This is a genomic window from Alteromonas sp. S005 (assembly GCF_036864475.1).
Classification (GTDB): Bacteria; Pseudomonadota; Gammaproteobacteria; order Enterobacterales; family Alteromonadaceae; genus Alteromonas.
Window position 1 is genome coordinate 63647 of record NZ_JAZETN010000001.1, and the last position, 23161, is coordinate 86807.

18 protein-coding genes are annotated in these 23161 nt (G+C 45.5%); 3 read left to right on the forward strand and 15 right to left on the reverse strand.

Features of this window, described 5'->3' with window-relative positions; translation table 11 throughout:
- The first annotated feature begins 27 nt into the window (after positions 1-27).
- The 3 genes from V7R55_RS00245 to V7R55_RS00255 are packed head-to-tail and all read left to right on the forward strand — an operon-like array spanning position 28 to position 5783.
- Complete coding sequence (locus V7R55_RS00245; RefSeq protein ID WP_334056364.1) at positions 28-2124, forward strand: 4Fe-4S binding protein; 2097 nt, start codon at positions 28-30, stop codon at positions 2122-2124.
- A complete protein-coding gene (nosP, locus tag V7R55_RS00250; RefSeq protein WP_334056366.1) occupies positions 2093-3283 on the forward strand; it encodes a nitric oxide-sensing protein NosP in 1191 nt (396 codons plus the stop codon). Before V7R55_RS00245 ends, nosP begins: the two co-directional genes overlap by 32 nt.
- The gene (locus V7R55_RS00255) at positions 3270-5783 is read left to right on the forward strand and encodes an ATP-binding protein (protein ID WP_334056368.1); all 2514 of its coding nucleotides are present in this window, start codon (positions 3270-3272) and stop codon (positions 5781-5783) included. The genes nosP and V7R55_RS00255 overlap by 14 nt, the downstream gene beginning before the upstream one ends.
- 56 nt (positions 5784-5839) lie before the next feature.
- Here V7R55_RS00255 and V7R55_RS00260 read toward each other — a convergent pair whose 3' ends face one another.
- The 15 genes from V7R55_RS00260 to V7R55_RS00325 form a co-directional block, all read right to left on the reverse strand.
- Positions 5840-6499 (reverse strand): response regulator, encoded by a 660-nt coding sequence (locus V7R55_RS00260; protein WP_014950680.1) that lies wholly within the window; start codon positions 6497-6499, stop codon positions 5840-5842.
- Positions 6500-6771: 272 nt separating this feature from the next.
- Entirely contained in the window at positions 6772-7632 is an 861-nt protein-coding gene (locus V7R55_RS00265) for a hypothetical protein (RefSeq protein ID WP_015068014.1), read from the reverse strand.
- A gap of 199 nt (positions 7633-7831) precedes the next feature.
- Positions 7832-9061 (reverse strand): porin, encoded by a 1230-nt coding sequence (locus tag V7R55_RS00270; RefSeq protein WP_334056369.1) that lies wholly within the window; start codon positions 9059-9061, stop codon positions 7832-7834.
- 280 nt (positions 9062-9341) lie between these two features.
- Positions 9342-11870 (reverse strand): TonB-dependent receptor, encoded by a 2529-nt coding sequence (locus V7R55_RS00275; RefSeq protein ID WP_334056370.1) that lies wholly within the window; start codon positions 11868-11870, stop codon positions 9342-9344.
- A gap of 120 nt (positions 11871-11990) precedes the next feature.
- Positions 11991-13811 (reverse strand): insulinase family protein, encoded by a 1821-nt coding sequence (locus tag V7R55_RS00280; protein ID WP_334056372.1) that lies wholly within the window; start codon positions 13809-13811, stop codon positions 11991-11993.
- 116 nt (positions 13812-13927) lie between these two features.
- The gene (gene pqqE / locus V7R55_RS00285; protein ID WP_334056373.1) at positions 13928-15088 is read right to left on the reverse strand and encodes a pyrroloquinoline quinone biosynthesis protein PqqE; all 1161 of its coding nucleotides are present in this window, start codon (positions 15086-15088) and stop codon (positions 13928-13930) included.
- Entirely contained in the window at positions 15078-15482 is a 405-nt protein-coding gene (gene pqqD / locus V7R55_RS00290; RefSeq protein WP_334056375.1) for a pyrroloquinoline quinone biosynthesis peptide chaperone PqqD, read from the reverse strand. The genes pqqE and pqqD overlap by 11 nt, the downstream gene beginning before the upstream one ends.
- Positions 15482-16237 carry a pyrroloquinoline-quinone synthase PqqC gene (gene pqqC / locus V7R55_RS00295; RefSeq protein WP_334056376.1) on the reverse strand — a complete coding sequence of 252 codons (756 nt, stop codon included), beginning with the start codon at positions 16235-16237 and terminating at the stop codon, positions 15482-15484. The genes pqqD and pqqC overlap by 1 nt, the downstream gene beginning before the upstream one ends.
- A gap of 2 nt (positions 16238-16239) precedes the next feature.
- On the reverse strand, positions 16240-17160 hold the full coding sequence (gene pqqB / locus V7R55_RS00300; protein WP_334056377.1) for a pyrroloquinoline quinone biosynthesis protein PqqB: 921 nt from the start codon (positions 17158-17160) through the stop codon (positions 16240-16242).
- Between the two features lie 72 nt (positions 17161-17232).
- Positions 17233-17304, reverse strand: coding sequence for a pyrroloquinoline quinone precursor peptide PqqA (gene pqqA / locus V7R55_RS19510; protein WP_071953288.1), 72 nt, complete (start codon positions 17302-17304; stop codon positions 17233-17235).
- Positions 17305-17408: 104 nt separating this feature from the next.
- The gene (locus V7R55_RS00305; protein WP_334056378.1) at positions 17409-19268 is read right to left on the reverse strand and encodes a leucyl aminopeptidase; all 1860 of its coding nucleotides are present in this window, start codon (positions 19266-19268) and stop codon (positions 17409-17411) included.
- Entirely contained in the window at positions 19265-20047 is a 783-nt protein-coding gene (locus V7R55_RS00310) for an ABC transporter permease (RefSeq protein ID WP_334057119.1), read from the reverse strand. Before V7R55_RS00310 ends, V7R55_RS00305 begins: the two co-directional genes overlap by 4 nt.
- Entirely contained in the window at positions 20047-20769 is a 723-nt protein-coding gene (locus tag V7R55_RS00315; protein ID WP_334056379.1) for an ATP-binding cassette domain-containing protein, read from the reverse strand. The genes V7R55_RS00310 and V7R55_RS00315 overlap by 1 nt, the downstream gene beginning before the upstream one ends.
- On the reverse strand, positions 20760-21743 hold the full coding sequence (locus tag V7R55_RS00320) for a PQQ-dependent catabolism-associated beta-propeller protein (protein WP_334056380.1): 984 nt from the start codon (positions 21741-21743) through the stop codon (positions 20760-20762). Before V7R55_RS00320 ends, V7R55_RS00315 begins: the two co-directional genes overlap by 10 nt.
- On the reverse strand, positions 21740-23089 hold the full coding sequence (locus V7R55_RS00325; RefSeq protein WP_334056381.1) for a hypothetical protein: 1350 nt from the start codon (positions 23087-23089) through the stop codon (positions 21740-21742). Before V7R55_RS00325 ends, V7R55_RS00320 begins: the two co-directional genes overlap by 4 nt.
- Between the last annotated feature and the right edge of the window lie 72 nt (positions 23090-23161).

Here is a 23161-nt window from a genome sequence, read left to right on the forward strand (position 1 = left end):
CGGCGCCTACCGCCGCCCGCTATTTTTATGCGCATCGCATTTTCCTTAATCATTTTCTTGCTGTTTCTCAGCACCAATGTGTTGGCGCAGTCTGACGCAACAGACATTCCACAAGACATTTACAAGATATTTCCTAACGCTACACGTGTGGGAGAAATGCACACTGACATCAAGGTAACCCCGGTCTATCAGCTTCAGCAACTACTCGGATATGTTTTTGAGTCGAATGACTTTGTCGACTTCATAGGCTTTTCAGGCAAACCGGTTAATGTGGTGATTGGGCTAGATACACAAGGCAATGTGGTCGATCTTTTCGTCAAGCAGCATAGCGAGCCGATTTTTTTGCACGGGCTTGGCGAGAAATCCATGTTTGATTTCGTTGCTCAATATCAAGGGCACAGTGTCAAAGAACGTTTTATTATTGGTGGAAAAAGCAATGTAGGAAAAGACGCTACCTACTTTGATGGGGTTACCAAAGCCACCGTTTCGGTGCTGGTTATCAACGATACCATCGTGACATCTGCATTAGCCGTTGCCAGAGCCAAGCTCGATGGCTTTGTTGCGCCTAGCAACAATATTATCAATCCAGACTTTTACGAACCTCTTACTTTTAGCGAATTGGTGGACAAGGGCTACATTCAAAAGCACCAGATTACTCAGAAAAATACCGAAGGACTTTCGAAAGAAGTGGTTCGGGCGGTTGACGATATTCAAAGCGAGTTTACTCTTGATGGTGACATCATTGCCGAACACTACTATGCATTTTTAAGTCTTCCTATTGTGGGGAAAAACCTGCTGGATGAAGAGGAATTTGCTCGGTTACAGGAGAATCTGAATCCGGGTGAAATGGCACTGATGGTACTGAATACGAAAGGTTTCAGTTTTATCAGCGATGAGTTTATTCCCCAAACCACACCTGAGCATTTACGGGTGTCTCAAGGCGGCTTTCCCACAGCTATTCGCGATATCGATTTTTATAGCTTCTATGACCCCGCATTTTCACAAGCATTGCCCGACTACAACGAGATCAAAGTACTTCGAGTAAAATCGAAAGGTGGGCTGTCACTTGACCAAGAAATGGAAATAGCGATTAGTGTGCCGTTTAAGCCAAGTTTCTTCGAGCAAGATGAGCATCTGTTCCCTTTGAAAGTGACACTGCCTAGTGAACTATTTATGGAAAATCCTGAGGCTCAGTTAGCCAAGCCCATTCCGTTGTGGCAGAAAATTTGGAGGGACAGAACCTTAACGATAAGCATCACCGTTGTTTATCTTGTAGCGCTGTCCTTGTTTTTTGCATTCCAGCAAAGGCTAACGCCTTACACCAAGTTTGTGCATACAGTGCGGGCATTTTCCCTTGTGTTCGTGCTGTTTTTTATTGGCTTTTACGCCCAAGGGCAACTGTCTGTTGTCAACATATACACGCTGCTACTGGATATTGTCGATGGGTTTTCCTTAGAGGTATATCTTCTCGACCCGGTCATTTTTATTTTGTGGAGCTTTGTATTTGTCTCGCTGTTTATTGTTGGGCGGGGACTATTTTGTGGCTGGCTTTGCCCCTTCGGAGCACTCCAGGAAATGATGGGAATACTGGCAGAAAAGCTCAGGATAAAACAAATTAGAATTAAGCCTCAGCACCACAAACGGGCGCAAAAAATTAAATATGTGTTGCTTATAGGCCTAGTTGCGTGCTCATTCTATTCGCTAAACCTTGCGGAGAAGCTCGCTGAGATAGAGCCGTTTAAAACGTCCATAACCCTACACTTTGTTCGATATTGGCCCTTTGTGCTGTATTCGGTTTTATTGCTGCTACTTAGCTTAAAAATTCATAAAGTGTACTGCCGCTATTTGTGTCCACTGGGAGCAGGGCTCGCCATTCTGGGGCGTTTCCCTTTAGTTAAATTGCTCACACGTAAAGACGCCTGTGGTAATCCATGCCAGCTGTGCAAACAAAAGAAATGTGGTATTGATGCTATAGAACAAGACGGCAGCATTGACTATGCTGAATGTATTCAGTGCCTTGAGTGTGTGGTTACGTTAGATAACCCTGACTTGTGCAAAATCGATAAATATAAAAAGAAAAAGGTGCCAACGCGTGTCAAAAACCTCAATCCTGTCCGCACTTAGTCAACCAGCTAATAGCAAGGTTAACGATGATAACCAAGCTAGTTTATACGGTGCAAAAGAAGCCTGCCGCGATGTGGCCAATGAGATTTTAGCCAACGTTAAGTGCGATGAAATAGAGCTATTACTTTTTCATACCAGCACGCTGTTTGACTTAGACACCGTAGCAAAGGAAATCTCCGCACGTTTTCCGCACGTGAATATTGTTGGCTGCACCAGTGCTGGAGAATTTAATAAAAATGGGTACGGAACAGAAAAACTCTTGGCCGTCGCGTTTTTGAAAAACGAATTTTCTATTGCCACAGCATTGGTGCCTAATTTAGGCGAAGTAAACTTTGATGAAGCCCACGATATTGCTAGTGGTTTGCGCCGAGCCTTACAGGGGAGGGAGCGTCGTTACGATACAGAGCAGCACTTCGTTATTTCTGTGCTCGATGGACTTACCCGCCATGAGGAACATTTTCTAGAAACCTTTGCGACTGCATTTGGCAATATCCCGCACTTAGGCGGTAGCGCCGGCGACGATTTAAAACTTGAAGCTACCTATGTGTTTTACAACGGTGAATTTCATCGAGACGCAGCAGTACTGCTGCTTGTTGGCACGGGAAAGCCCTTCACCGTATTCTCCATTGATCACATTAACTCTCCCGTATCGAAGCTGGTGGTCACCCACGCCGATCCTGAGTCGCGAACCGTGTATGAAATAAACGGTGAACCTGCTGCGCAGTATTACGCCAGTTTATTGGGAATGAAAGCTGAAGACTTAACGCCGGATGTGTTTTCCATGTTTCCCCTTGCAGTGATGGTAGGGGGCAAATATTTCATCCGCTCTATTCAAAAAGTAGATTTGGCCACTAACGCCATTACCTTCTACTGCGCGGTAGATATTGGCATTATTCTTACATTTGTTCAGATGGGTGACTGCATTGAAGCATTAGAAAGTAAACTAGACAAACTGCGCGCTCAGCTTGGCGAGCCCGAATTTGTCTATGCTTGCGATTGCTTTTTGCGAAGGCTCGAAATTCAACAGGGCAAAAACGACCACGAAATAAGACGGCTACAGCAAATGTATAACGTTGCGGGCTTCAATGCCTATGGCGAGCATATTCATTCGGTTCACTTGAACCAAACGTTTACGGGGGTGTATTTTGCAGCCCAATAATCAATTTGCCGACGTGCAAGCGCTCCAAAAGGCCCTTTATGAACAACGGCGTGAAAACGAAAAGCTTGAGAAAATAAACGCAGCACTGATGTATCGCATGGAAGAGGGCGGTTTTAATCATCACAGTTATCGCGCCTTCGAACATTCGGTTCAACTTTCTGAAAAAGTGAGCCAGAAAACCGAAGAACTACAGTCAGTACTGCAAAAGCTGGAGCAGTCAAACGCCGAACTGGTGCGGGCTCACGAAGAAACCCATCAGGTTAAACAGCGTTTACACGACGCCATTGAAAGCACTAATCAGGCGATGGTGTTGCTAGATAGACTGGGCGGGATCATTTTCTTTAATCGGCACTTTGAAACTGTTTGGGATGACCTTTCCATTACCCCTAAAATTGGCGATAACTATTACGATATCACCCAAGCTGCCAAGCATTCCGGGGTTATTCGCCGCGCCCTGCCTGCTGATGTCGAAGGCAGGATGATCTATCAGTTGTCGAACCGGCGATGGTACCAGCTGACCAATCGACCCACGCAAGAAGGCGGGAACGTTATTCTGTTTAACGACATCACTGAAGTAAAACTGCTTGAATCGAATCGTTACGAGCAAGTCATTAAAGAGAAAAACAAGCTGTTGCAAAGCCTTATCGATAATATTGATGTTGGAATATTGCTCATTGATAAAGAAGGTGGCATTGCGTTTTGGAATAACACGTTTTTGACCCAGTCAAACGTGCCCCAGCACGTACTGGTAAACAGTAAGAATATTTATGCCCTTCAAAATAACCGTCACTGGAGCGGACTCAACTTAAGCCCAGTGGGGCTAAGTACCCAGATTATCCACGAGCAACTGGTGGTTGAACGCAACATCACCACATTGCCCGACGGCAATACGCTGTGCACGTTTACCAATGTTACATCGCAGCATCACTATGCGGAAACGCTAAAGCAAAACGAAAGCTGGATCCGCATGATAACCGATAATGTACCGGCGCTTATTGCTTACATTGGTACCGATAAAAAGTTTCAATACACTAATAAAGGTTATCGCGATTGGTATGGCGTTAGTGAGCAAGACATTAATGATATGCCTATGGATCGAAGCCATCTGAAAGAGGTTTACCCCAATCTTATTCAGTACTTGCGCCGTGTTAACCAAGGCGAAGTGGTGAGCTTTCAAAGCAAAGAGAAAAATGCTCATGGCGACGTTGGCTTTTTACAGAAAGTTTATTTGCCTCATTTCAATGAGTCTGGCGATATCACCGGGCACTTTGTCTTGGCAACAGACGTGTCGCAGCAGGTAGAAAGCCAGCTCCAGCTTAAAGCGGCTAAAGACCAATTAGAATCGAATGTAGAAAAGCGTACCCGTGAACTCAACCACGCCAATATCGCCCTTCAAGAAGCGATTGATTCAAAGAGTAAATTTTTGGCTGCTATTAGCCACGATCTTATGCAGCCCCTTAGCGCTGCCATCTTGTTCAACGAAACATTGAAAGATCAAGTGGATAGTTCATCCAGCCCCATTGTTGCCGCCCTCGATAATTCACTGTCTGATTTACATGGCCTTATTCGCACGCTTATTGAAACATCCAAACTGGACGCTGGGGTGTTACAGCCCGATAAACAGCAAGAAAATGTATTGCCGTTACTTAAGCAGTTAGCCGAAGAGTTTACGCATATCAGTAAAGACTACAGCGTAGATTTTCGCTATCGCTTGAAAGAAGCCTTCGTGGTGACAGACGTGAACTTACTTTCTCGAATATTGCGAAATTTATTAATAAATGCAATGAAATACGGTGCCAACGGCAAGGTGTTACTGGCAGCACGAAAGGTGAATGAGAACCTGGAAATTAGCATCTATGATCAAGGTGTGGGTATAAGCGAAGACGATCAAAAAGTTATTTTTAAAGAGTTTTCGAGATTAGAAAACGATTTTAACTACTCTTACAGTTTGGGTCTGGGACTATACATTGTAGATAAAATGAGTAAGTTGCTAGAGCACGATATTCGAGTGCGCTCGAAAGAGGGCGTAGGCGCGTGCTTCACGGTGACCATTCCTATTACCGAAGTGGGTGATACGAGCCAGGAGCAAGACTATCTTTATACTTTGGAGCCATCGTTACCAGATTACGTTTTGGATAAGCATATATGGCACATTGATAACGATGCGAATATGCGCATTGCTATGCAAACGTTGTTCGCAAACTGGGATATGGAAGTAGACACTTTCTCAGGTTTTGAACAATGCACTGTTGTAAATAATGGCAGTTTTGACGAGTGCGACATGCTTATTGTCGATTACCACTTAGATGAAGAAGAAACCGGTTTAGACATTGCGAAACGCGTAAGAAAAATCGCGCCTTCAATGCCCATTATGATTTGCACCGCTAATCACTCAAAAGCGTTAGCGAATGAACTTGAAGGCACCGACATTCAGCTGCTGCACAAACCTGTTAACTCCGCGGTGCTGAAGGCGGCGCTAGTCTCAAGCTTGAATGGCTAAAAGTATAGGAACATGGGGCCTGTTGAGCTTCGGTGCACAGCAAAGATCAACAGGACTTAATTAAATACGTATTGGTTAAAGTCGATATTCGCGGCACTGGCCACAACCTTTACTCGGTTGCTGGCGCCTAATTTTTTAAGAATAGATGAGACGTGAGACTTAACCGTGGTTTCAGAAATATTAAGCTCGTAGGCAATCACTTTATTGGCTAACCCTTGAGTTAAATATTTCAGTACGGTCAGCTCTTTTCGTGTTAATGAACGAATTTGCTCCGGCGAAATACCGTTGTCATTGGTCATGCGTGTTCTGGTAGACGGCGTTCTTAATATCTCTGATGGTAAACACACGTTACCTTCAAAAATACTCTCGATAGATGTGGCTATTTCTTCAATTTTGCTGCTTTTAGAAATAAAGCCAACGGCACCATAAGAAATGGTTTGCAGTATATTTTGCTTTTCCGTTTCAGCGGAAATAATCACTACAGGTACGTTAGGGTGTTGGTTTCGAATTTCTAAAAGTCCGTTTAGGCCACAGGTTTCAGGCATATTTAAATCGAGCATGATTAAGTCGAACTTCGCGTCTTGCTCTAGTAACGTTAACGCTTCAGAAATTGAATTGGCTTCGAGGGTTTCTGAGTCGGGAAACTTTTTCCCTAAGATAGTAATCATTGCGTGACGAAAAATAGGGTGGTCGTCAATTATCAAGATACGGTGCATGGTCTTTCCCTCAGCTAAAAAAGCGACATTTGCCGCTGGCCTTGTGACTTATTTGGGCTGGCGTTTTATTCACACATAAGCCTTTTAGTAAGACAAAATTATGGCGTAAATGAAACGCTTCAAAGTGACCAAATTCCCCGAAATATTAAAAGCTAAACAGTCACTTCACGTGTTTACAATGTTAACATTAATATAACATTAAATCAGGCCTAATAAGACCAATGGCTTATAATAAAAAAGCACGTAAGACCAGTACTGACGGGACTTTCGTTCTATAACTCGTCAAGTAACTGCCTTCTTTTTTCGGCGTATTCTGTTTCGCTAATTAGTTTCGCCTTTTTTAGCGCGTCTAACCGTTTAAAACGAGCAACGATATCGTTTTCTGCTGGTAAGGGGGCCGAGCCAGCTACGTCTTTCTTACTGGGTGTGTTTTCTCTATTCGCTGGGGAAAGTGTTTCCTTTTCTACAGGTGCTTCAAATGCCAGCTGAGTCGGTGCGACCACCCAATCGAAGCGATTTTTCGTTTTCAGTTCTATACCAGGTGCGGAAAAAGAGAGTGGGGAATCGAATGAGAACTTTGCTTGTTTGCGATTACCGAAATCAAAGTCGTATTTTACCAAGCCCTGAGAAGTAGGATCATAAGCCATTTCGTAGGCTTTATTGGCTACTTTATCGAACTCGCCAATAAGAATATTGAGCTGGTCGTCTGCAACGAAAATACTGCCTGCAACGTAATACGTTTGGGTTTTAAGGCCTGCCAAATAGCGCTTCTCTTTACTAAGGGCAAAAATTACGTCTTGCTGAGCAGTCGCTGTTCGCAGCGCCTCAGGCAGATAAGCGGCAAGTAACGCAACTTGATCGTTGGAAAAAAGCGGTGTTGACGTATTTTTGTTCTTAACCACCTGAATAGCGCTAAGTATGGCGGATACATCCTGCTCGTGCAGCGTAAAGGGGTGTTGGTTGGCACGCATGTCACTGTCTGCTTCGCTTGGCTTTTGAACAAGACGAATGAAATTGTTTTTGTCCTCCTGAAATATGACCTGTGCGTCTGCGATATGTACTGTCGTTATGAAGAGTAGGGCTAACAAAATGGGTTGAGCTGAACGTAATGAAAATAGAGATGTATTTTTCATGATCTTTCCTTTTTCAATAGGAAAAGCGAGAGTGAATCTCGCTTTTTTATGTCATATATTTGAGCCTAATTTTAATTTCTGATTTATGCTTAAAATTAATCGTTTTTTATCATTAATTAAATGAGCCGAGTAATTTTTAAATTTAAGAATAACTAGATATAAGTTCAATGTTAAAATATGACTGATTTTTAATTCTCAATTAAAAGAAAACAGTGCTACCAAGTTGAATTAGGGTTAAGTCTTCTGCACTGTTATAAATTCCTTGTGCAGATTCTGAACCGTCAATATCTAAACTTAGGTTTTCGTATTTCGCGTACACCAAGAAGCGCGATCCAAAATATTGTTCTGCTGCAACACCCCACTGACTAAGCTCTGAGCCGGTAACGCCATCTAAATGAGCCATGCCGTATTGGTCGTTATAACTGGCATATTCAGCATAGAAAGCAGAATCACCAAAGCGATTAAACTGTTTTCTAATGCCTGCTTTAAAGTAATAGGCATCCGTATCGTCACCCGAGCCAACAATCGCGTCGTCAGCTTCTTCCATCTGATAAGTGGCTACCCCAAATACTCCTGACTCAATATGCATGAGCCCTGCTTGAAGTTGTAGCGTAGTTGAACTGTTGCCACCCACATTGCTACCGCCATCTTTATTCACAGAGTAACCTGCGTGAAGGTTAGTTTTAAAGCCTTCGTGCTCAGCCGCATACTTAACCGCAATATCGTAAATTTCGTCGTTTGCATAACCGACCGCAATACTCACGTTACCCATTTGAGGGAGATCGTAGCGCACGCCGTTGCGATATATGCCGTTACAGTCGATACCAATACCCAAGCCAGGCGTAGCCAAGCACTGAGCAAATTGACCCCATGCGACATTGGTTGAACCTTCTTCTACGCCTCGAATAAAGAAGCCATTTGCTCTAAATAATGGAGAAATTCCCGACCAGATTGTGCCAGAAGGATCGGCTAGAACGGCAATGTTATCGGTGGGAAGGCTTTGTAAACCAATGGTGATTTTACCCCAGTCGCCACCAAAGTAGAGGCTACTACCCAACAGGCCTATGTCGCCGCCATTGAAGGTGTCTAAGTTATCCTGATTGGCAAATAAAAGCGGGGTTTGATGGCCACCACCGGCGTAGTTCGGTGCGCCTGAAAGAGGTTCAATAATGACCTCAAAGCCCACGTCCATGCCTTGTTCTTCCAGTTTATAATTCCCTGAAAGCGTAATACGGCTGCCTAGCGTTGTACCGTTATCTGAAAGTTGTGCCACATCACTACCCACACCGTCGTCGTAATAGGTTAAGCCTTCATTTATCCATCCAGAGATATTCCATGAATAGGGCTCGTCCTGGGCAAAACTATGGCTACTGACTGTGCTTAAAATGGCAATAGATAAACAGGTTTTTGTAAATGTATTCTTTTTCATTTTACTGTCCCAATATTGGTAGTGTTGATTAATTACAGTGGCTTTTTATTTTTATTTTTGACTGGTTTTAATGCTTTCGGTGTCCAGTAAATTGATAATAGGTTCTATTGAATTTTGAACCATCGGCCGTAAGGCGTGTTAATCTCCTTCTTTAGTAGCGGGAAAATTAAATGTATAAATGATAAAAAACGCGACTACTGTGAAAAAGTAAGTCGCGTTTTTTGATTTTTTTGCAGCTTTTGTGTGGATAAAAGCGCGTGTGGTAACAACTGCTATCTGATTAGAATCTCGCTTTTAGATTTACACTGACCATTCGCGGTTGTGCGGGGCCCACGAACTCTGCACCGTCTACGTCGGGATAAATGTCTTCTAATACCTCATCAGCCTCGCCATACGTGCCAAAGGTTTCATAGTCTTTGTCGAACACATTGTTCACACGTAGCGATGCGGTAAATGTGTCGTTGAACCGGTACGATGCATAAATGTTTGCAATAACGTATCCGTCAATCTTTTCGTTTTCGTTAGCCTCATCGCCCCTAAAGTACTGACTAGATGCTGAAATAACTTCTGCGCCTAAACGCGCTTTATCCGTTAAGGCGTAATCTGCGTAGAGCTTGACTAAATGCTCTGGCTGGCCTGGAATTTTGTCACCTGGTGTTACGAGTCTGTCTGGACCCTGAGGGTTAAAGGGGCTAAACGACGTGAATGTTGATTCATAGGTTGCGTTAAGATAGTTGTAGTTTAACCGGTAGGTTAGTTTTTCCCACGTTGAGCCTACGCTGAATTCAACGCCCTGACGCTGGGTTTCATCAACGTTAATAAAGTATCCGCGAGAGGCAACAGCGCCTGCTTGTTGGAAGATAATGTCGTCCTTACTCCTACTATGAAAAACATTTAGCATCAGGTCGATGTTATCAATGCGTGTGGTGTAGTTCGCTTCAATAGTTTGGGTGACCACCTGATCAAGAGGAGGATCGGCCACAAATCCATTCGGTAACCGACACGGGTCGTCTTCATCCGCACAGCTTAACTCTGCTGGGCTTGGCGTTCTTGAAGACTGGCTGATTGCAAGATTCAACTGGCTTTGCTCATCAATAGTAATGTCTACCCCTACTGCTGGGTTGAATTGGGTAAAACGGTGATTGCCGTCCAATGAACCTTCACCGTCATCAATCAGGTCTTCCATAACAATATGGTCTCGGTTAAAACGTCCACCAAGATTGAGTGATACGGCTGAAGAGAGCTGTGTACTATTCATGAAAAATAGCGACCATGCGGTGGTGTCTACATCTAATCTAACTCTGGCTTCTTGTGCCATGAGCCCGTCGATGGGTAAAACAGTGCGTGAGTCTTGTGCAGATTCGTTTTCCAAAATACCAAATGTAGTATCAGCGGCGTAGTTAACATCTCCCTTGGTGTAGCTGGCACCAACAATTAACTCTGAACTGAAGCCGCTTAAGGCATATTGTTTTGCTAGCTGAAAAGACAACCCAGTAGCTTTGGCGTCTGTGCGGCCCGTATTGTATGTACCATCAAGTTCATCTGCGTCCACATCTGATATTTCACCAAGCGAGGTGTCATCATCAAAGCCGATAAATTCAACCGCTTCTATATCGTCGCCTTCTCCTACAACAGGCAAATCATCGTCATCATCGTCGTCGCCATCACCATCACCATCACCATCACGCGGAGCATCATCATCGTCGTCATCATCTTCGAATTCACACAGTGTTACGCGTCCATCAGCGAACTGGCAGGCACCAAAATCACTGTCATCGCCGTTGATTGATTGAGTTTGTGTGTCGCGATAAAATATATTGGCGGTTAAAGATAAGGTGTCAGTTAAAACGAAATCACCGGTTATATTAACGTGTGTAAGTTCGTTGTTAGTCTGGTCGGGGTGGGTGTAGACCGCTTCTCTTCCTTCAATATCCAGTAGTTCAATAGGTGACGCACCATTCCCGAGTAACTCGTTATCGGCCATAAACAGGTTCATGTCGAGATACATTTTGTCACTTTTATAGGCAAGCGATGTAAAGACCTGCTGCACTTCAGATGGCGAATAGTCGCGCCAGCCATCTTCCTCATAGTGATTCAGGTTCACGTAATACGCCCAGTGCTCGTTATGACCACCTGATTCCACCGACGCGGCTTTCTGGCCAAATTGTCCAGCCTGTAAATCTATTTCATTGGCGTTGAAGCTAAACCCTGTTTTCGTTCTAAGCGCAAGGGCGCCGCCTAGTGTGTTCTGGCCAAACAGCGGGTTTGAGCCTGAGTACAAAGAAACGGTATCTATAGCGTCTAAAGGCATTAGGTCCCAATGTACAGTATCGCCAAACGCTTCATTAACTCGGCCGCCGTTTAAGTACACCGAAATACCCTGAGGTAGACCAAGCAGCGGAGAGGCAGTAAATCCACGGTACTGCAGGTCGGGTTGGAACGGATTGTTTTGAACATCGTTTAGGTTCACGCTTGCTAGCTGAGTTTTGAGTAGCTCCGGTAGTGAACGGTTGACGCTCCCTTCAATGTCGTCTTGAGTGAGTGTCTGAACGTTACCAAATACGGCAGAGTTATTGCCATTGGCATTAAGGGAGGTGACTCCTTGTACCTCTATGACCTCGTAGTGCTCGAATGCATCATTCGCTTCTGCAACGGTGTTACATACAGCGGCTACCGCGCTGGCAATTACAGTAAATACCAAAGGCGTTCTAGTTGTAAAAGAAGGCGTAGCTTCAAATTGTGACTCGCTTTTCGAGGAGTTGTCAGCAGGCTTTTCTATTGGGCATTGCAAAGATTTACGTGTAGGCATGGTCTTGGCTGTGTAGTTATTATTTATGTTTCAAGTATTGCCCTAACCATTCCCTAAAAATATCCTCCTTAAGGGGGAGGAAGTGTCATAAATTGGTAGCAGTGTTTTTTCCCGAATTCCCTACGAGACAATTGATAAAACCTTATGGCACCAGTTTTCACGCTCTTTGATATTTGTATCGCTGGCACCAAACAGAAAAAGATTATTTTCATAGGTTGCAGCGCCTAGTGCGTAGCATTCTCCCGAGGTTCTTGGTTGCCAGAAAAGGTGGTGTGCCAGCACCGCTTGTAGTCTTGACTGTTGATAGAACGCGATGCGATACACCCAGTGTGAGGCCACATAACCAGAAGCTGAATTTGAAGAAGCCGGCTCTAGAGTTGTTGAGGGCGATGGAATGGAAAACGGCGTTAAGTGCGAAGCAATGTGTTCAGCGTTAAAGCGTTTTAAATTGGTGGTATTGTTGGCGAGAGGGTGCAATAAACGTGGAAGTGCTGGCAAGTGCTCTAACGCAACAAAGTGTCGGTATTTAGAGGTAAGACGCGGTATTAAACGTGACTGCTCGCTATTGGAGGCGCTGGCTTGCGCGGAAAAGCCCTTACGTGCCTTTCTAATCCGCTCGAGAGCGACTGACTTTTCAGGTGAAGGTAGAGCCCCCAAATAGGAGAGCGATACCTTATTAGCACTCGTCAAATAAGCGCTTTTGGTGGCACAATCTTTGGCGGCACCCTCGTTCGAACCCAACGCATCTGTTAGTTGCGCATAATAACGAATGGCCGCCCCCACACCTTCTGCGTGTTTATCAGTGTCTGGCATCGGCTTTGAAGGCCTAATATCAAATGAGGCAAGACACGCGGATACCACATGTTTTAGTTGTCGCAGTCTTTTATCATTATCATCGTTCACGAGCTTGTGTGTCAGTTTTTGTGAAAGTTTTGGAAGTGCTTCTATCGAAATCTCGCTTGCTGCTTCCTTCATCGCTTCGTTTGTGACGAGGCGAATTGCAAAATTGCCTTGTTGATTGATTTCGGGGTCGATAAATAAGGTGTTTTCAAGGCCTGCTGCGGTGCTAAGTATTGCTTCTTGCTGTTGTAAACCCTTTAGAAAGCACTGAGGAAACCACCAAGTTAATACATGCTTTATTGATTCGTTTTTGCCTTTTATTGTTTGTGCGTCAAGAGAGGCTTCTTTGTCTAAATATGATTGTTCGCGTTGAGATGCGTGCTGACTCAGGGGGGCGTCTCTATTCAGAGTTGATTCTTCGCTCAAAGCCGCTCTCTCGCTCAAGGCTGTTTTTTCGCTCAAGGCTGTTTCTGCGCTCAGAGCTTTCATTGCGCTCAGGGCTATTTCTTCGCTCAGGGCTGTAACAACCTCCTTGCACTGCTCAAAAAATTGGGCTGAATCACTGTAAACCAGCGTGGTGATATTGCTTGGCTGATACCACTGGCGTTTGTAGTCTTGAAGCGCTTGAATGCTGTTGCTGCCTATGGTTTGTGTAAAACCACCCGCGTGTTGATAGGCATTTTTATTGGTATCGGTTAATCGAATAGCGGCGTTTAATGCATAGTCGCTGTTTGTCTCTAGCATGGCGAGCTCGTTAAAAATAACCCCGTCACGCTCTAAGGTAATCTCATCGTTACCGTAATCCCGGTTAAGCAGGCCACAGTACAGGTAATTTACAGCATCAAGCAGCACGTTCGCTTTTTCAGACGAAGCGAAAAAGAAGGTGTACTCGGCGAGTGTGGTAGCGTTAATAGTGACAGGCAGAAGTGTATTGGCCGTAAAAAGCTCATGGGCAGCAGGGTATGAGTGAGAGCGTCGAAAGCTCATGTGCTCAGCTAAATGAGACAACCCAGAGTGGCCTGCTGCTGGGGTTTTTAGCGCAAAAACAACGCTATGCTCTTTTGACCCAGAGCCGGCATCAATGAAATGAAATTCAGACATACACTTTTATCATTGCGGTTTAACGGTATCTCTTTTTGTGTTGTACTTATTGCAGCGCACTTACCTTCTCGTACCTATCGCAGCGCACTCATCTCGTATTACTTGTCTCGTAGCGCTTACCTCGCAGCACTTACTTCTAGGATGGGAATCGGCTTTTCCACCTTCCGATACTGTAGTGCCTTCGACGGTTCAGTACCTGCTTTATCGGTAATGCCTTTCATCAAATGGTGATCGGGCGACTTGCTGCAAACCGGATCCGTCTTATACATATCACCTGTTAGCAGGTAGGCCTGACATCGGCAGCCGCCAAAGTCTTTATCTTTTTCATCGCAGTCCCTGCAGGGCGACGGCATCCAACTATCGCCACGGAAATGATTAAAGCTAAAGTCTTGGTGCCAAATATCGTGCAACGAGCGTTCTTTCACATTAGGAAAACGAAGGGGCAATATCTTTGCGCTGTGACACGGAAGGGCACTGCCATCTGGCGTTACGGTCAAAAACGTTGTGCCCCAGCCATTCATGCACGCCTTAGGGCGAGATTCATAGTAGTCGGGCGACACAAATATGAAGGTTGGGCCTTTACCGTTTTGCTGCGCGCGGTAGCGGTTCACTGCGGCCTCAGCTTCCTGTAGCTGCTGTGACGTAGGCAGCAAATGGTCTCTATTTTCATAGGCCCAGCCGTAATACTGTACGGTAGCTAGCTCGACAAAATCAGCGTTCAGCTGCTCGCTGAGCGCCATCACGTCTTCTATTTCGTGAATGTTCTGCGCGGTAATACAGAAGTTAAGCACCATAGGGTAGTTGTATTGTTTTACCAGCTTCGCAATTTTAAGTTTTTGTTCAAATGAGTGACGCTTGTTGCCTATTAAGTCGTTGACTTCAGCATTGGCTGCCTGAAAGCTCAGCTGAATGTGGTCAAGGCCGGCTTCTTTGAGTTTGGCAATACGTTTTTCTGTCATGCCAATGCCAGAGGTGATCAAGTTGGTGTAAAAACCCAAAGCCCGCGCATAAGCGACTAAGTGCTCCAAGTCTTTTCGAAGCAATGGCTCTCCGCCAGAAAAGCCCAATTGCACGGCGCCCATTTCCCGCGCTTCACGCAGCACACGCTCCCAATGCTCAGTAGAGAGCTCATTAAATGTTTCTTCCATGTTTACTGGGTTTGAGCAATAGGGGCAATGCAACGGGCACTGATAAGTAATTTCGGCTAGGAGCCACAGCGGTGGCGTTATGGTATTTGGTACGTCGGTTTGTAAATCAACGTCTGTATTATTCGTCATAGCGGATCCACTTCTTTTGCTCGGCATGAACCAGAAATGCATGAACATCTTCTTCTAAATCTTCAGGTGCATCAGGGAACGCCTGGCGAAGTTCAGCACAAATGGCATTTTCCGTATTGCTGCCATCCACGCGCTTAAGAATTTCTGCCGCAGAAGGGTTAAGTTTGGTCATTCCTTCGGGGAATAACAAAACATGGCAGCCTTGAGCTTTCTCGTACTGCATGCGAAAAAGCGGATTTAAAGAAGCTGCTTTGTCTCTTGTGCCGCAGCCCTCGTTGTTGTGACTGCTGCTATTTTCAATGTTATTTTCCAGATTATTTGAACCAATGTCATCAGCACCGACGCTATCAGCATCTAAGTGGTGTTCGGTTTGTGATTGTAAATTCGACATCATTAAAACCTCCCTTTATGACACACCCGCTGGTCGGCAATACCATCAAACGGCTTTCTCTTATATTCATAGGCAAAGCAAATGGCATCAGCAATGCTCCACAAAATATCAATTTTGAACTGCAGTATATTGAGCGCATGTTCTTGCTGTTGTCGGGTAACAAAGTGGTCAAGGGTAATCTGCAGGCCATGCTCTACATCACGGCGCGCCTGACTTAACCGCATTTGAAAGTAGGTAAAGCCTTCACTATCAATCCATGTATAGTGCCCAGGCCAGGTATCTAATCGGCTTTGATGTATTTCAGGGGCGAACATTTCAGTTAACGATGAGCAGGCAGCCTCTTCCCACGACGCACGGCGGGCAAAATTCACATAGGCATTTACTGCAAACTTAACCGCTGGCAACAGGTGGGTTTCATCAAGTAATTCGCTGCGGTTCAAACCTACCGCTTCGCCTAACCGCAACCAGGCTTCTATGCCGCCCAGTCCGTCTTCACCTTCCCGTCCATCGTGATCGATAATTCGTTGGATCCAGGTTCTGCGTACCGATTGCTCTTCGCAATTGGCTAAAATTGCCGCATCTTTAACCGGTATCGCCATTTGATAATACAGTCGGTTGGCCACCCAGCCCTGAATTTCATCAACGCTGCAGTGTCCTTCATTCATACGTTTATGGAAGGGGTGATGAATATGGTAGTAAGCGCCTTTTTCTCTCAGTTTTTGTTCGAACTCTTGTCTAGACCATGCGTGTTCTGTCATTACTACACCTCAATTTCCATACCGTCGTAAGCCAATTCAATACCTTGCTCACACAGGCTGTGATAAGCACTGGAGTCTTCGTCAAGCACGCGATTTGTGTTGTTGATATGAATAAGCACTTTACGCTCAACGTTAAATTCATTTAGCAGCGCAATGGCTCCGCCTTTTCCATTAACCGGCATGTGTCCCATATCAGTGCCCAGCTTGTTGCTAAAGCCGTGATCTATCATTTCTTCATTGGCCCACAGCGTACCGTCAAATAGCACGCAGTGAGATTCGCGCATCACCTGTTTTACTGTGTCGTTTGCCTGCATACATCCCGGCGCGTAAAAAAGCACCTTGCCCGTGGTGTCGTCAGTTATCTTCAGGCCGATATTATTACCCGGCACAATGTTGTCGCGATACGTCGAGTAAGGGGGCGCATTAGACTCTAATACCACGGGTTGGAAAGTCAGGCCTTCTGCCCCTTTTGGTACAAAGCGTTGATGATAATCGGTATTAATTGAATGCTGCTGTAGTCCGCCGTGCCAGTGTTTTAATACGGTAAAAAGCGGGAAGCTGGTGGTTAGGTCTTCGGCCACAACATCGGTACAATAAACGGGAAGGGGTAAGCCTTCGCGCAATGTTAGCAGGCCTGTCGTATGGTCTATTTGACTGTCGGTAAGCACAATTGCGCTTATTCGTGTGCCGCGAGACACATGGGCGTCGGGCCACAGCTGCGGGTGGCTATTTATCTGCTCCCGTAAATCGGGGGAGGCATTAATGAGAACCCAATTTTTACCATCGCTACTGACAGCAATGCTCGACTGTGTTCTGCCTTTCGCCTTTATTTTACCTTCGCGTAAACCCTTACAATTTGGGCAGTGGCAGTTCCATTGCGGAAATCCACCCCCGGCGGCAGCACCAAGAATCAATACGTGCATAACAACTCCATACTACAAGTAAAAAAAGGCTGCGTCGGCAGCCTTTTTGTTCATCATCCCAGAGGGCGTTGCCTAGCGGTTATTGATGTAAAGAGTTACTTCAAAACCAAGGCGCATTTCTGTGTATTGGGGTTTAGTCCACATAATTGTTCCTCTTCTTTATGATTAAACGCATGACTGAGTATATGTTGAATATGTGTTAACAGATATCCTCCTAAGGGAGGAGAACTGTCATGAATTTTGATGATTTATTGATTATTTTTGATTGCGCAGCTGCTTAAGTAAGATAACAGCAAAGGAATAGGGCGGCCGGTCGCCGATAACGATTTGGTGTAGGTAAAAGCGGTTCCTGCTACATCGAGGTGAGCCCACGGCGTGCCGTCAGCAAAGCGAGAGAGAAAGCAGCCTGCCGAAATAGCACCGGGAGAGTTTATACCCGTATTCATCATATCCGCGTGCTGAGAGGTAATGGCGTCTTGATATTCTGGCCAAAGTGGGAAAGGCCAGCACCTGTCGTTAGCCAGTTCACCCGCTTCAACTAACGCACTTTCAAGCGCTGGAGCGTTGCTAAAAAGTGCAGTGGCTTCGTGCCCCAGTGCGCTAATGGTCGCGCCGGTTAGGGTTGCAATATCAATAATAACCGAGGGGGAGAACTGCTTCGCGTAGCTGATTGCATCGGCCATAAGCATACGCCCTTCTGCATCGGTGCTCATGACTTCCACGGTTTTCCCTGAGTGCATAGTAATGATGTCACCCGGGCGATAGGCTTTGCCATCAATCGCATTATCAGCGCTCGCCACAATACCAATAATATTTATATTTAACCCCAGTGTGGCAACCGCCTGAATGACGCCCAATACACAGCCAGCGCCTGCCATGTCGTAAATCATATGGCGCATATCAGGGCTGCGTTTTAACGTTATGCCGCCGCTGTCAAAGGTTACACCTTTGCCAATTAACACTACTGGCGGTGAATTCTCTAAACCTTTGGCTGTGTAGCGAAGAATGGGCATGGTGGCAGCAAACTGTGAACCTGCATTTACCGCTAAATACCCGTTCATGCCTAACTGCTTTAGCGTACTTTCATTGAGGATATCGCAAGACACCGTATTAAAGGTTTGCGCCAGATTCTGAGCTTGTTCGGCCAGATAATCTGGCGTACATAAGTTGGCTGGCATGTGGGCGAGATCTTTAGCCCAGGTCATCGCGTCATTAAGGGCTGATTCATAGCGCATAGTGTGTGAAACGAGACGCTTTTGCGCGTTAGTAAAGTGTTTGGCATCTAATGCAAGAGACAGCGTGCCCCTAATATCAATTGCTTGGTTAATTGCTTCATTAGTTGCGGCGTTTTTTTCAACACTATTTGCGTTGTTGTTGCCATCGCGGGCTCGACTGCTAGAAACCGAACGATTATTCGTCTTATAGCCCTTAAAGTGATAGCCGTGCTTGAAATAGCTTCTAAGTAGTGCACTCAGAAACTGTGAGTGGCTCGCAATGGTGTTAACAGGGTCGCTGCTTACTGTTTCAGTGCTAGAAAGCGCCATAAACGACAGTTTTTCCAAGGTTACCGACACGCTTTTAAGCTTGTTAAATAATGCATCGAACTGCTGTTCTAGGTAGCGAAATGCTGGCGCGTCATTTTGGCTCAAGTCACTGCTGCTTTTTGAATTAAACGCAGAATTTGAATCGCTAGCGTAGCTTGAGCGGTTAACGATGGAGGGGGCATTAGTTTTAGATAAAGTCGAGGCACGGCTAGAGATGTTGGGTGCATCTGACGCTTCAAAAAGCGCAAAATCGACACCATAAAACAGCACCCGTTTTACTTCAGCTAATTGTTGGCTAATTTTGTTTTTTCCGCTGTTTTCAGTGTCTGGGATGTAACTTGTTTTAAACGCCTTAAGGCCTTGTACGAATACGCATTCGCCTTTATTTCCTGCAAAGCCTTCATCGTCAAAAACCTGCTCAATGTATGTCTTAGCGGGTGTTGAAAAGTGAAATAGTTGGCTCGCTAATAACTCGGGCGTAGTTAAAATAAGTAAGCAGTCACTGTCGTCTAACGCTTCAACTTTATTGCTTTCATTAGCCCAGATTAGGTTTGCTTTTATCACAAGAAGCGCCCTTTTGAGGCTTTGGGGCGAAAGCTTCTCACAGCGAAAATAAAAGTGATAGCCGTAAGACAAAGTACAACGGCTAGCGCGTTGTGTTCGAGTTTTTCATAGAGCGCAAATCGCAGTAATTCTACGCCGCTACTAAAGGGGTTAAAGGCGCAAATCTGATACAGCCATTCGCTAGCCTCACGCATTTTCCAAAGCGGGTATAGGGCGCTTGATAGAAAGAACAATGGGAAAATGACAAAGTTCATGACCCCGGCAAAGTTCTCTAGCTGCTTAATATAGTTTGCCAGTAATAATCCTAACGAACCTAAAAACAATGACAGTAGCGCAATAACAGGCAACGCATAAACGTATCCCAACGCAGATAGGCGTACATCCAGTAAAAGCGCAAAGGCAAAGAAGATGTACACCTGAATAGCGCTTACCAAGGTGTTGGCTATAAGCTTGCTGGCTAGCAGAAAAGGACGGGGAACCGGGCTTAACAGCAGTACTTTCATGCTGCCCATTTCTCTGTCGTACACCATGGACAATGAACTTTGCATACTATTAAAAAGCACAATCATGGCGGCAAGCCCGGGTACAATATACTCTTCGTATAAAATGTAACTCTCGTAAGGCTCGGTCATTGAAAGACCCAGGGCCGAACGAAACCCTGCGGCAAAAACAAATAGCCAAAGCAGCGGGCGCACCAATGCACTTAACAGGCGTGTACGTTGCTGCCAGAACTTCAGCATCTCTCGGGTAAGTACGCCCACAAAACAGCGCCAATACATCAGGAGCCTTCCTGCATCAAATGCTGCCAAAGCTGCTCAATATCCTGTTGATGATACTTGGCTAACAAGGCTTCACATTGGTCGTGGGCTAACACTCGTCCTTTTGATAAGACTATCAAGTTGTTGTTGTGCTTCACTTCTTCAAATAAATGCGTGGCCCACAGTACACTTACGTTTTGGGAATGAGCGAGTGCTTGTACTACCCGCAAAATAAGATGACGGGATTCTATGTCTAAGCCAACGGTAGGCTCGTCTAATAGCAGCAAGGATGGCTTGTGAATAAGGCAGCGAGCTAACTCGACCCGACGTCTGTGCCCGCCATTTAAGTTTCTAATTTTTGTGTTGAGCTTACTCGTAAGATCGAGCTCGTCGAGCAGGCCTTGAATATGAGATAGCGCGCTAGCGGTAGTTATGCCGTGGAGCGAAGCAAAGTAGGACAAATTTTGTTTTACTGATAAGTCGATATCTAAGGTACTTTGCTGAAATACCACGCCCATTTTCGCCATAATACTTGTGCGAGATTGAGACAGGGTAGCACCATCAAAGGTAATACTACCTTGCGTGAGTTTTTGAAGGCCCGTAATAAGCGCAAATAAGGTACTTTTGCCTGCGCCATTTGGTCCAAGTAGCATGGTTAAGCCTGGTTTTAGGCAAAGGCTTACATTGTCCAGCGCGTGATGGCCGCCGTACTGATGTGAAACCGCCTGAACCGCTATTTCCATTTAACCGCCACGCCCCAAGGGTAACGCCCCACTTTTACCGTATGCTCTACGTTTAACGTGTGGGTATTGATGACAGAAACATCACCGCTCACACCGTTAGTGGTCAGCAATAAAGACTGATCTTGATTAAACGCTAATTGCCACACTCGTCGCCCAACTAAAATGTAGTCTTCCACTTCAAAGGTATCGGTATTGATGACCGCTATGCGGTTCGCTGGGCCAAGCGCCACGAAGGCGTAGGGCTTATCTTTCATAAGCACAATACCCACTGGCTGAACCTTGTCGCGATAAACGCCTTTAATGGCAAAGGAAAGGGTCTTCACTTTTTGCTTGGTAGCAGTATCGAAAATACTGACGGTGCCACCTATTTCCGAGCTTACCCAAAGGTACTTGTCATCTTTAGTAAAGTGAGCATCTCTGGGTCTTGCATCAACCAAGCTATTTGCAATATTTTCGTGCGTTTTGGTATCTATCCAATGCACCATGTTAGTGGTTTCTGATGTAACTACCATCATGCTGCCATCGTGACTCACAGCTAGCCCCTCAGGCTCTACGCCTACATCTATCTGAGAAATGACCTGAGCCGTTGGAATGTCGATAACGGTAAGAAGGGCATCGTCTTCATTAGCTGTGTAAATAGTGGTGCCGTTAGGATGTAATGCTATGGTTTCAGGATCTGCACCTGAGGGAAGATCGCCGACTATGGAATGGGTAGACAAATCCATAATTTGAATGCGATCAGCATCAGAGGCACAGATATACGCGTGGGACTGGTCTGCACTTAAAATAAACCCTCGGGGGCGCTCTCCAACCTCGATAGTTTCAACCACATCAAATGTCGTCATATCAATGACAGATAGCGTGTTGTCTTTTTCGTTAGTGACATACGCTTGAGGAAGTGCAAAGGCTTGAGGAAGTGCAAAGGCAAAGGCTGCCATTAAACTGCCAAGCAAGAGTGCAAAGCGATAGCTCATAACTTGTCCTTACAGGTAGTGTGTGTTGCGCCTAATGTGTCCAGTTCGTTGGTTTGGTGCAGAAAGCCTTCAAGGGGCGCATGAGTCACCAGTGCGTCTTCGTGGGCCAGCGCAATAAGCTGACGAAATTGGTGGGTGTAGGGGCGAATAGAAAGAGGGCGACCTTTATAGGCACCCAGCGTGTAGTGGTCGCTAAGCAAGGTTTTAAGTATTCCCTGCTGCGTTAAATCGCTTCCTTGCTGCGCAGCATTTGCCACCGCAGTTACTGCAAGATACGCGGCGAAGTCGACTTCACTCATGTGTCTGTTAAACGTATCGTTAAAACGGCTTTGAAGCTGACGGGCGCCCCATTGTTCGTGGGTAAAGTGCCAACCTAGTGCTTTTAGGCCGGCAGCGCCTACCACAGGTACGGGATAATAGGTGTTAAAGGGTAGGCTATACGCGAATTGCGCCGCGCTATCGGCGGTAAAAACAGCCTGATAGGTTTCGGTTGTTCGCGTAAATTGAGGAATTTCAGCAAAGGCAGCCCTGCGTAAATCAAAACTGTCCTGCCACTGTTTAGTTTCAACAAGTGAAAGCTTGAATTTCTTAGCGCTGCGTTTGAACGCGGCTAGGTATGCAGCATCGTCAGCGGTTTTTCCGTAAACTGCAAATATCTCGTCAATACGCTTAGTGCGAAACCACTGGGCTAGCGCGTCGGCTTTCATCTGATAACTGGGGATTGTATGAAACAAGGGCAGGCGACATGAATTTTGTCTCAGCAAATCATCGCTATTAGCTACGTTAAAAAATACGGCTTTAGGAAGCGTGCTTTGAATAGTGGCAATCAACTGCTCAATTGAGGTAGCCTTTACCTTATCACTGCTTCGCATGTCCAGTAGTACAACGGGTGCAATGTTGCCTTGCTGATTGCTGCTTATTTCTTCGTGATTTGCGTTAGCACCTGAAGCAGAGTGCTGGCGTGTTTTAGCTAAAGAAGCTTGCAGTTCGCTGATAGAAGGCACACTGATTTCAGTTAACTCAAACTGATAACCAAGAAATTTTCCCGTGATATTGACATCTTTTATCGCCACACTTGCGCCAGCTGTCCCCTCATTGCTGGGGGACTTTAAATAGTCTGGTGTGCCTGGTGGAGATCTGCCTGCAACTTTTACGTAAATAACCGGGACAGTGGCAAAAGAGGCCTGTGGTGTAGCTTGTTGAGCCTGTGAAAGTTGCGCTTCATTAAACGCGAGCGCGCTGTTTAAAAACGACAACAGAACGCAGCAAAAAAGTGACGCTACACACTTTTGATAGCGCTTACCGGTTAATCGTCTTTCAACCGTGCTTTTTACACCCTTTGCCATATACCACCCCGAGTTCAGCTGATGCTTTTGCTGATATCTGTTTGTCTGACATAAGGGTATATGGCAATTTTC

Bases quoted from the DNA above. Each gene is read 5' to 3' on its own strand.
- V7R55_RS00265 (WP_015068014.1), bottom strand. From the start codon at position 7,632: ATGAAAAATACATCTCTATTTTCATTACGTTCAGCTCAACCCATTTTG.
- V7R55_RS00315 (WP_334056379.1), bottom strand. From the start codon at position 20,769: ATGGAAATAGCGGTTCAGGCGGTTTCACATCAGTACGGCGGCCATCAC.
- V7R55_RS00310 (WP_334057119.1), bottom strand. From the start codon at position 20,047: ATGTATTGGCGCTGTTTTGTGGGCGTACTTACCCGAGAGATGCTGAAG.
- V7R55_RS00275 (WP_334056370.1), bottom strand. From the start codon at position 11,870: ATGCCTACACGTAAATCTTTGCAATGCCCAATAGAAAAGCCTGCTGAC.
- V7R55_RS00245 (WP_334056364.1), top strand. From the start codon at position 28: ATGCGCATCGCATTTTCCTTAATCATTTTCTTGCTGTTTCTCAGCACC.
- pqqC (WP_334056376.1), bottom strand. From the start codon at position 16,237: ATGACAGAACACGCATGGTCTAGACAAGAGTTCGAACAAAAACTGAGA.
- V7R55_RS00280 (WP_334056372.1), bottom strand. From the start codon at position 13,811: ATGTCTGAATTTCATTTCATTGATGCCGGCTCTGGGTCAAAAGAGCAT.
- pqqD (WP_334056375.1), bottom strand. From the start codon at position 15,482: ATGATGTCGAATTTACAATCACAAACCGAACACCACTTAGATGCTGAT.
- V7R55_RS00260 (WP_014950680.1), bottom strand. From the start codon at position 6,499: ATGCACCGTATCTTGATAATTGACGACCACCCTATTTTTCGTCACGCA.
- V7R55_RS00325 (WP_334056381.1), bottom strand. From the start codon at position 23,089: ATGGCAAAGGGTGTAAAAAGCACGGTTGAAAGACGATTAACCGGTAAG.
- V7R55_RS00320 (WP_334056380.1), bottom strand. From the start codon at position 21,743: ATGAGCTATCGCTTTGCACTCTTGCTTGGCAGTTTAATGGCAGCCTTT.
- pqqE (WP_334056373.1), bottom strand. From the start codon at position 15,088: ATGACGAATAATACAGACGTTGATTTACAAACCGACGTACCAAATACC.
- V7R55_RS00270 (WP_334056369.1), bottom strand. From the start codon at position 9,061: ATGAAAAAGAATACATTTACAAAAACCTGTTTATCTATTGCCATTTTA.
- pqqB (WP_334056377.1), bottom strand. From the start codon at position 17,160: ATGCACGTATTGATTCTTGGTGCTGCCGCCGGGGGTGGATTTCCGCAA.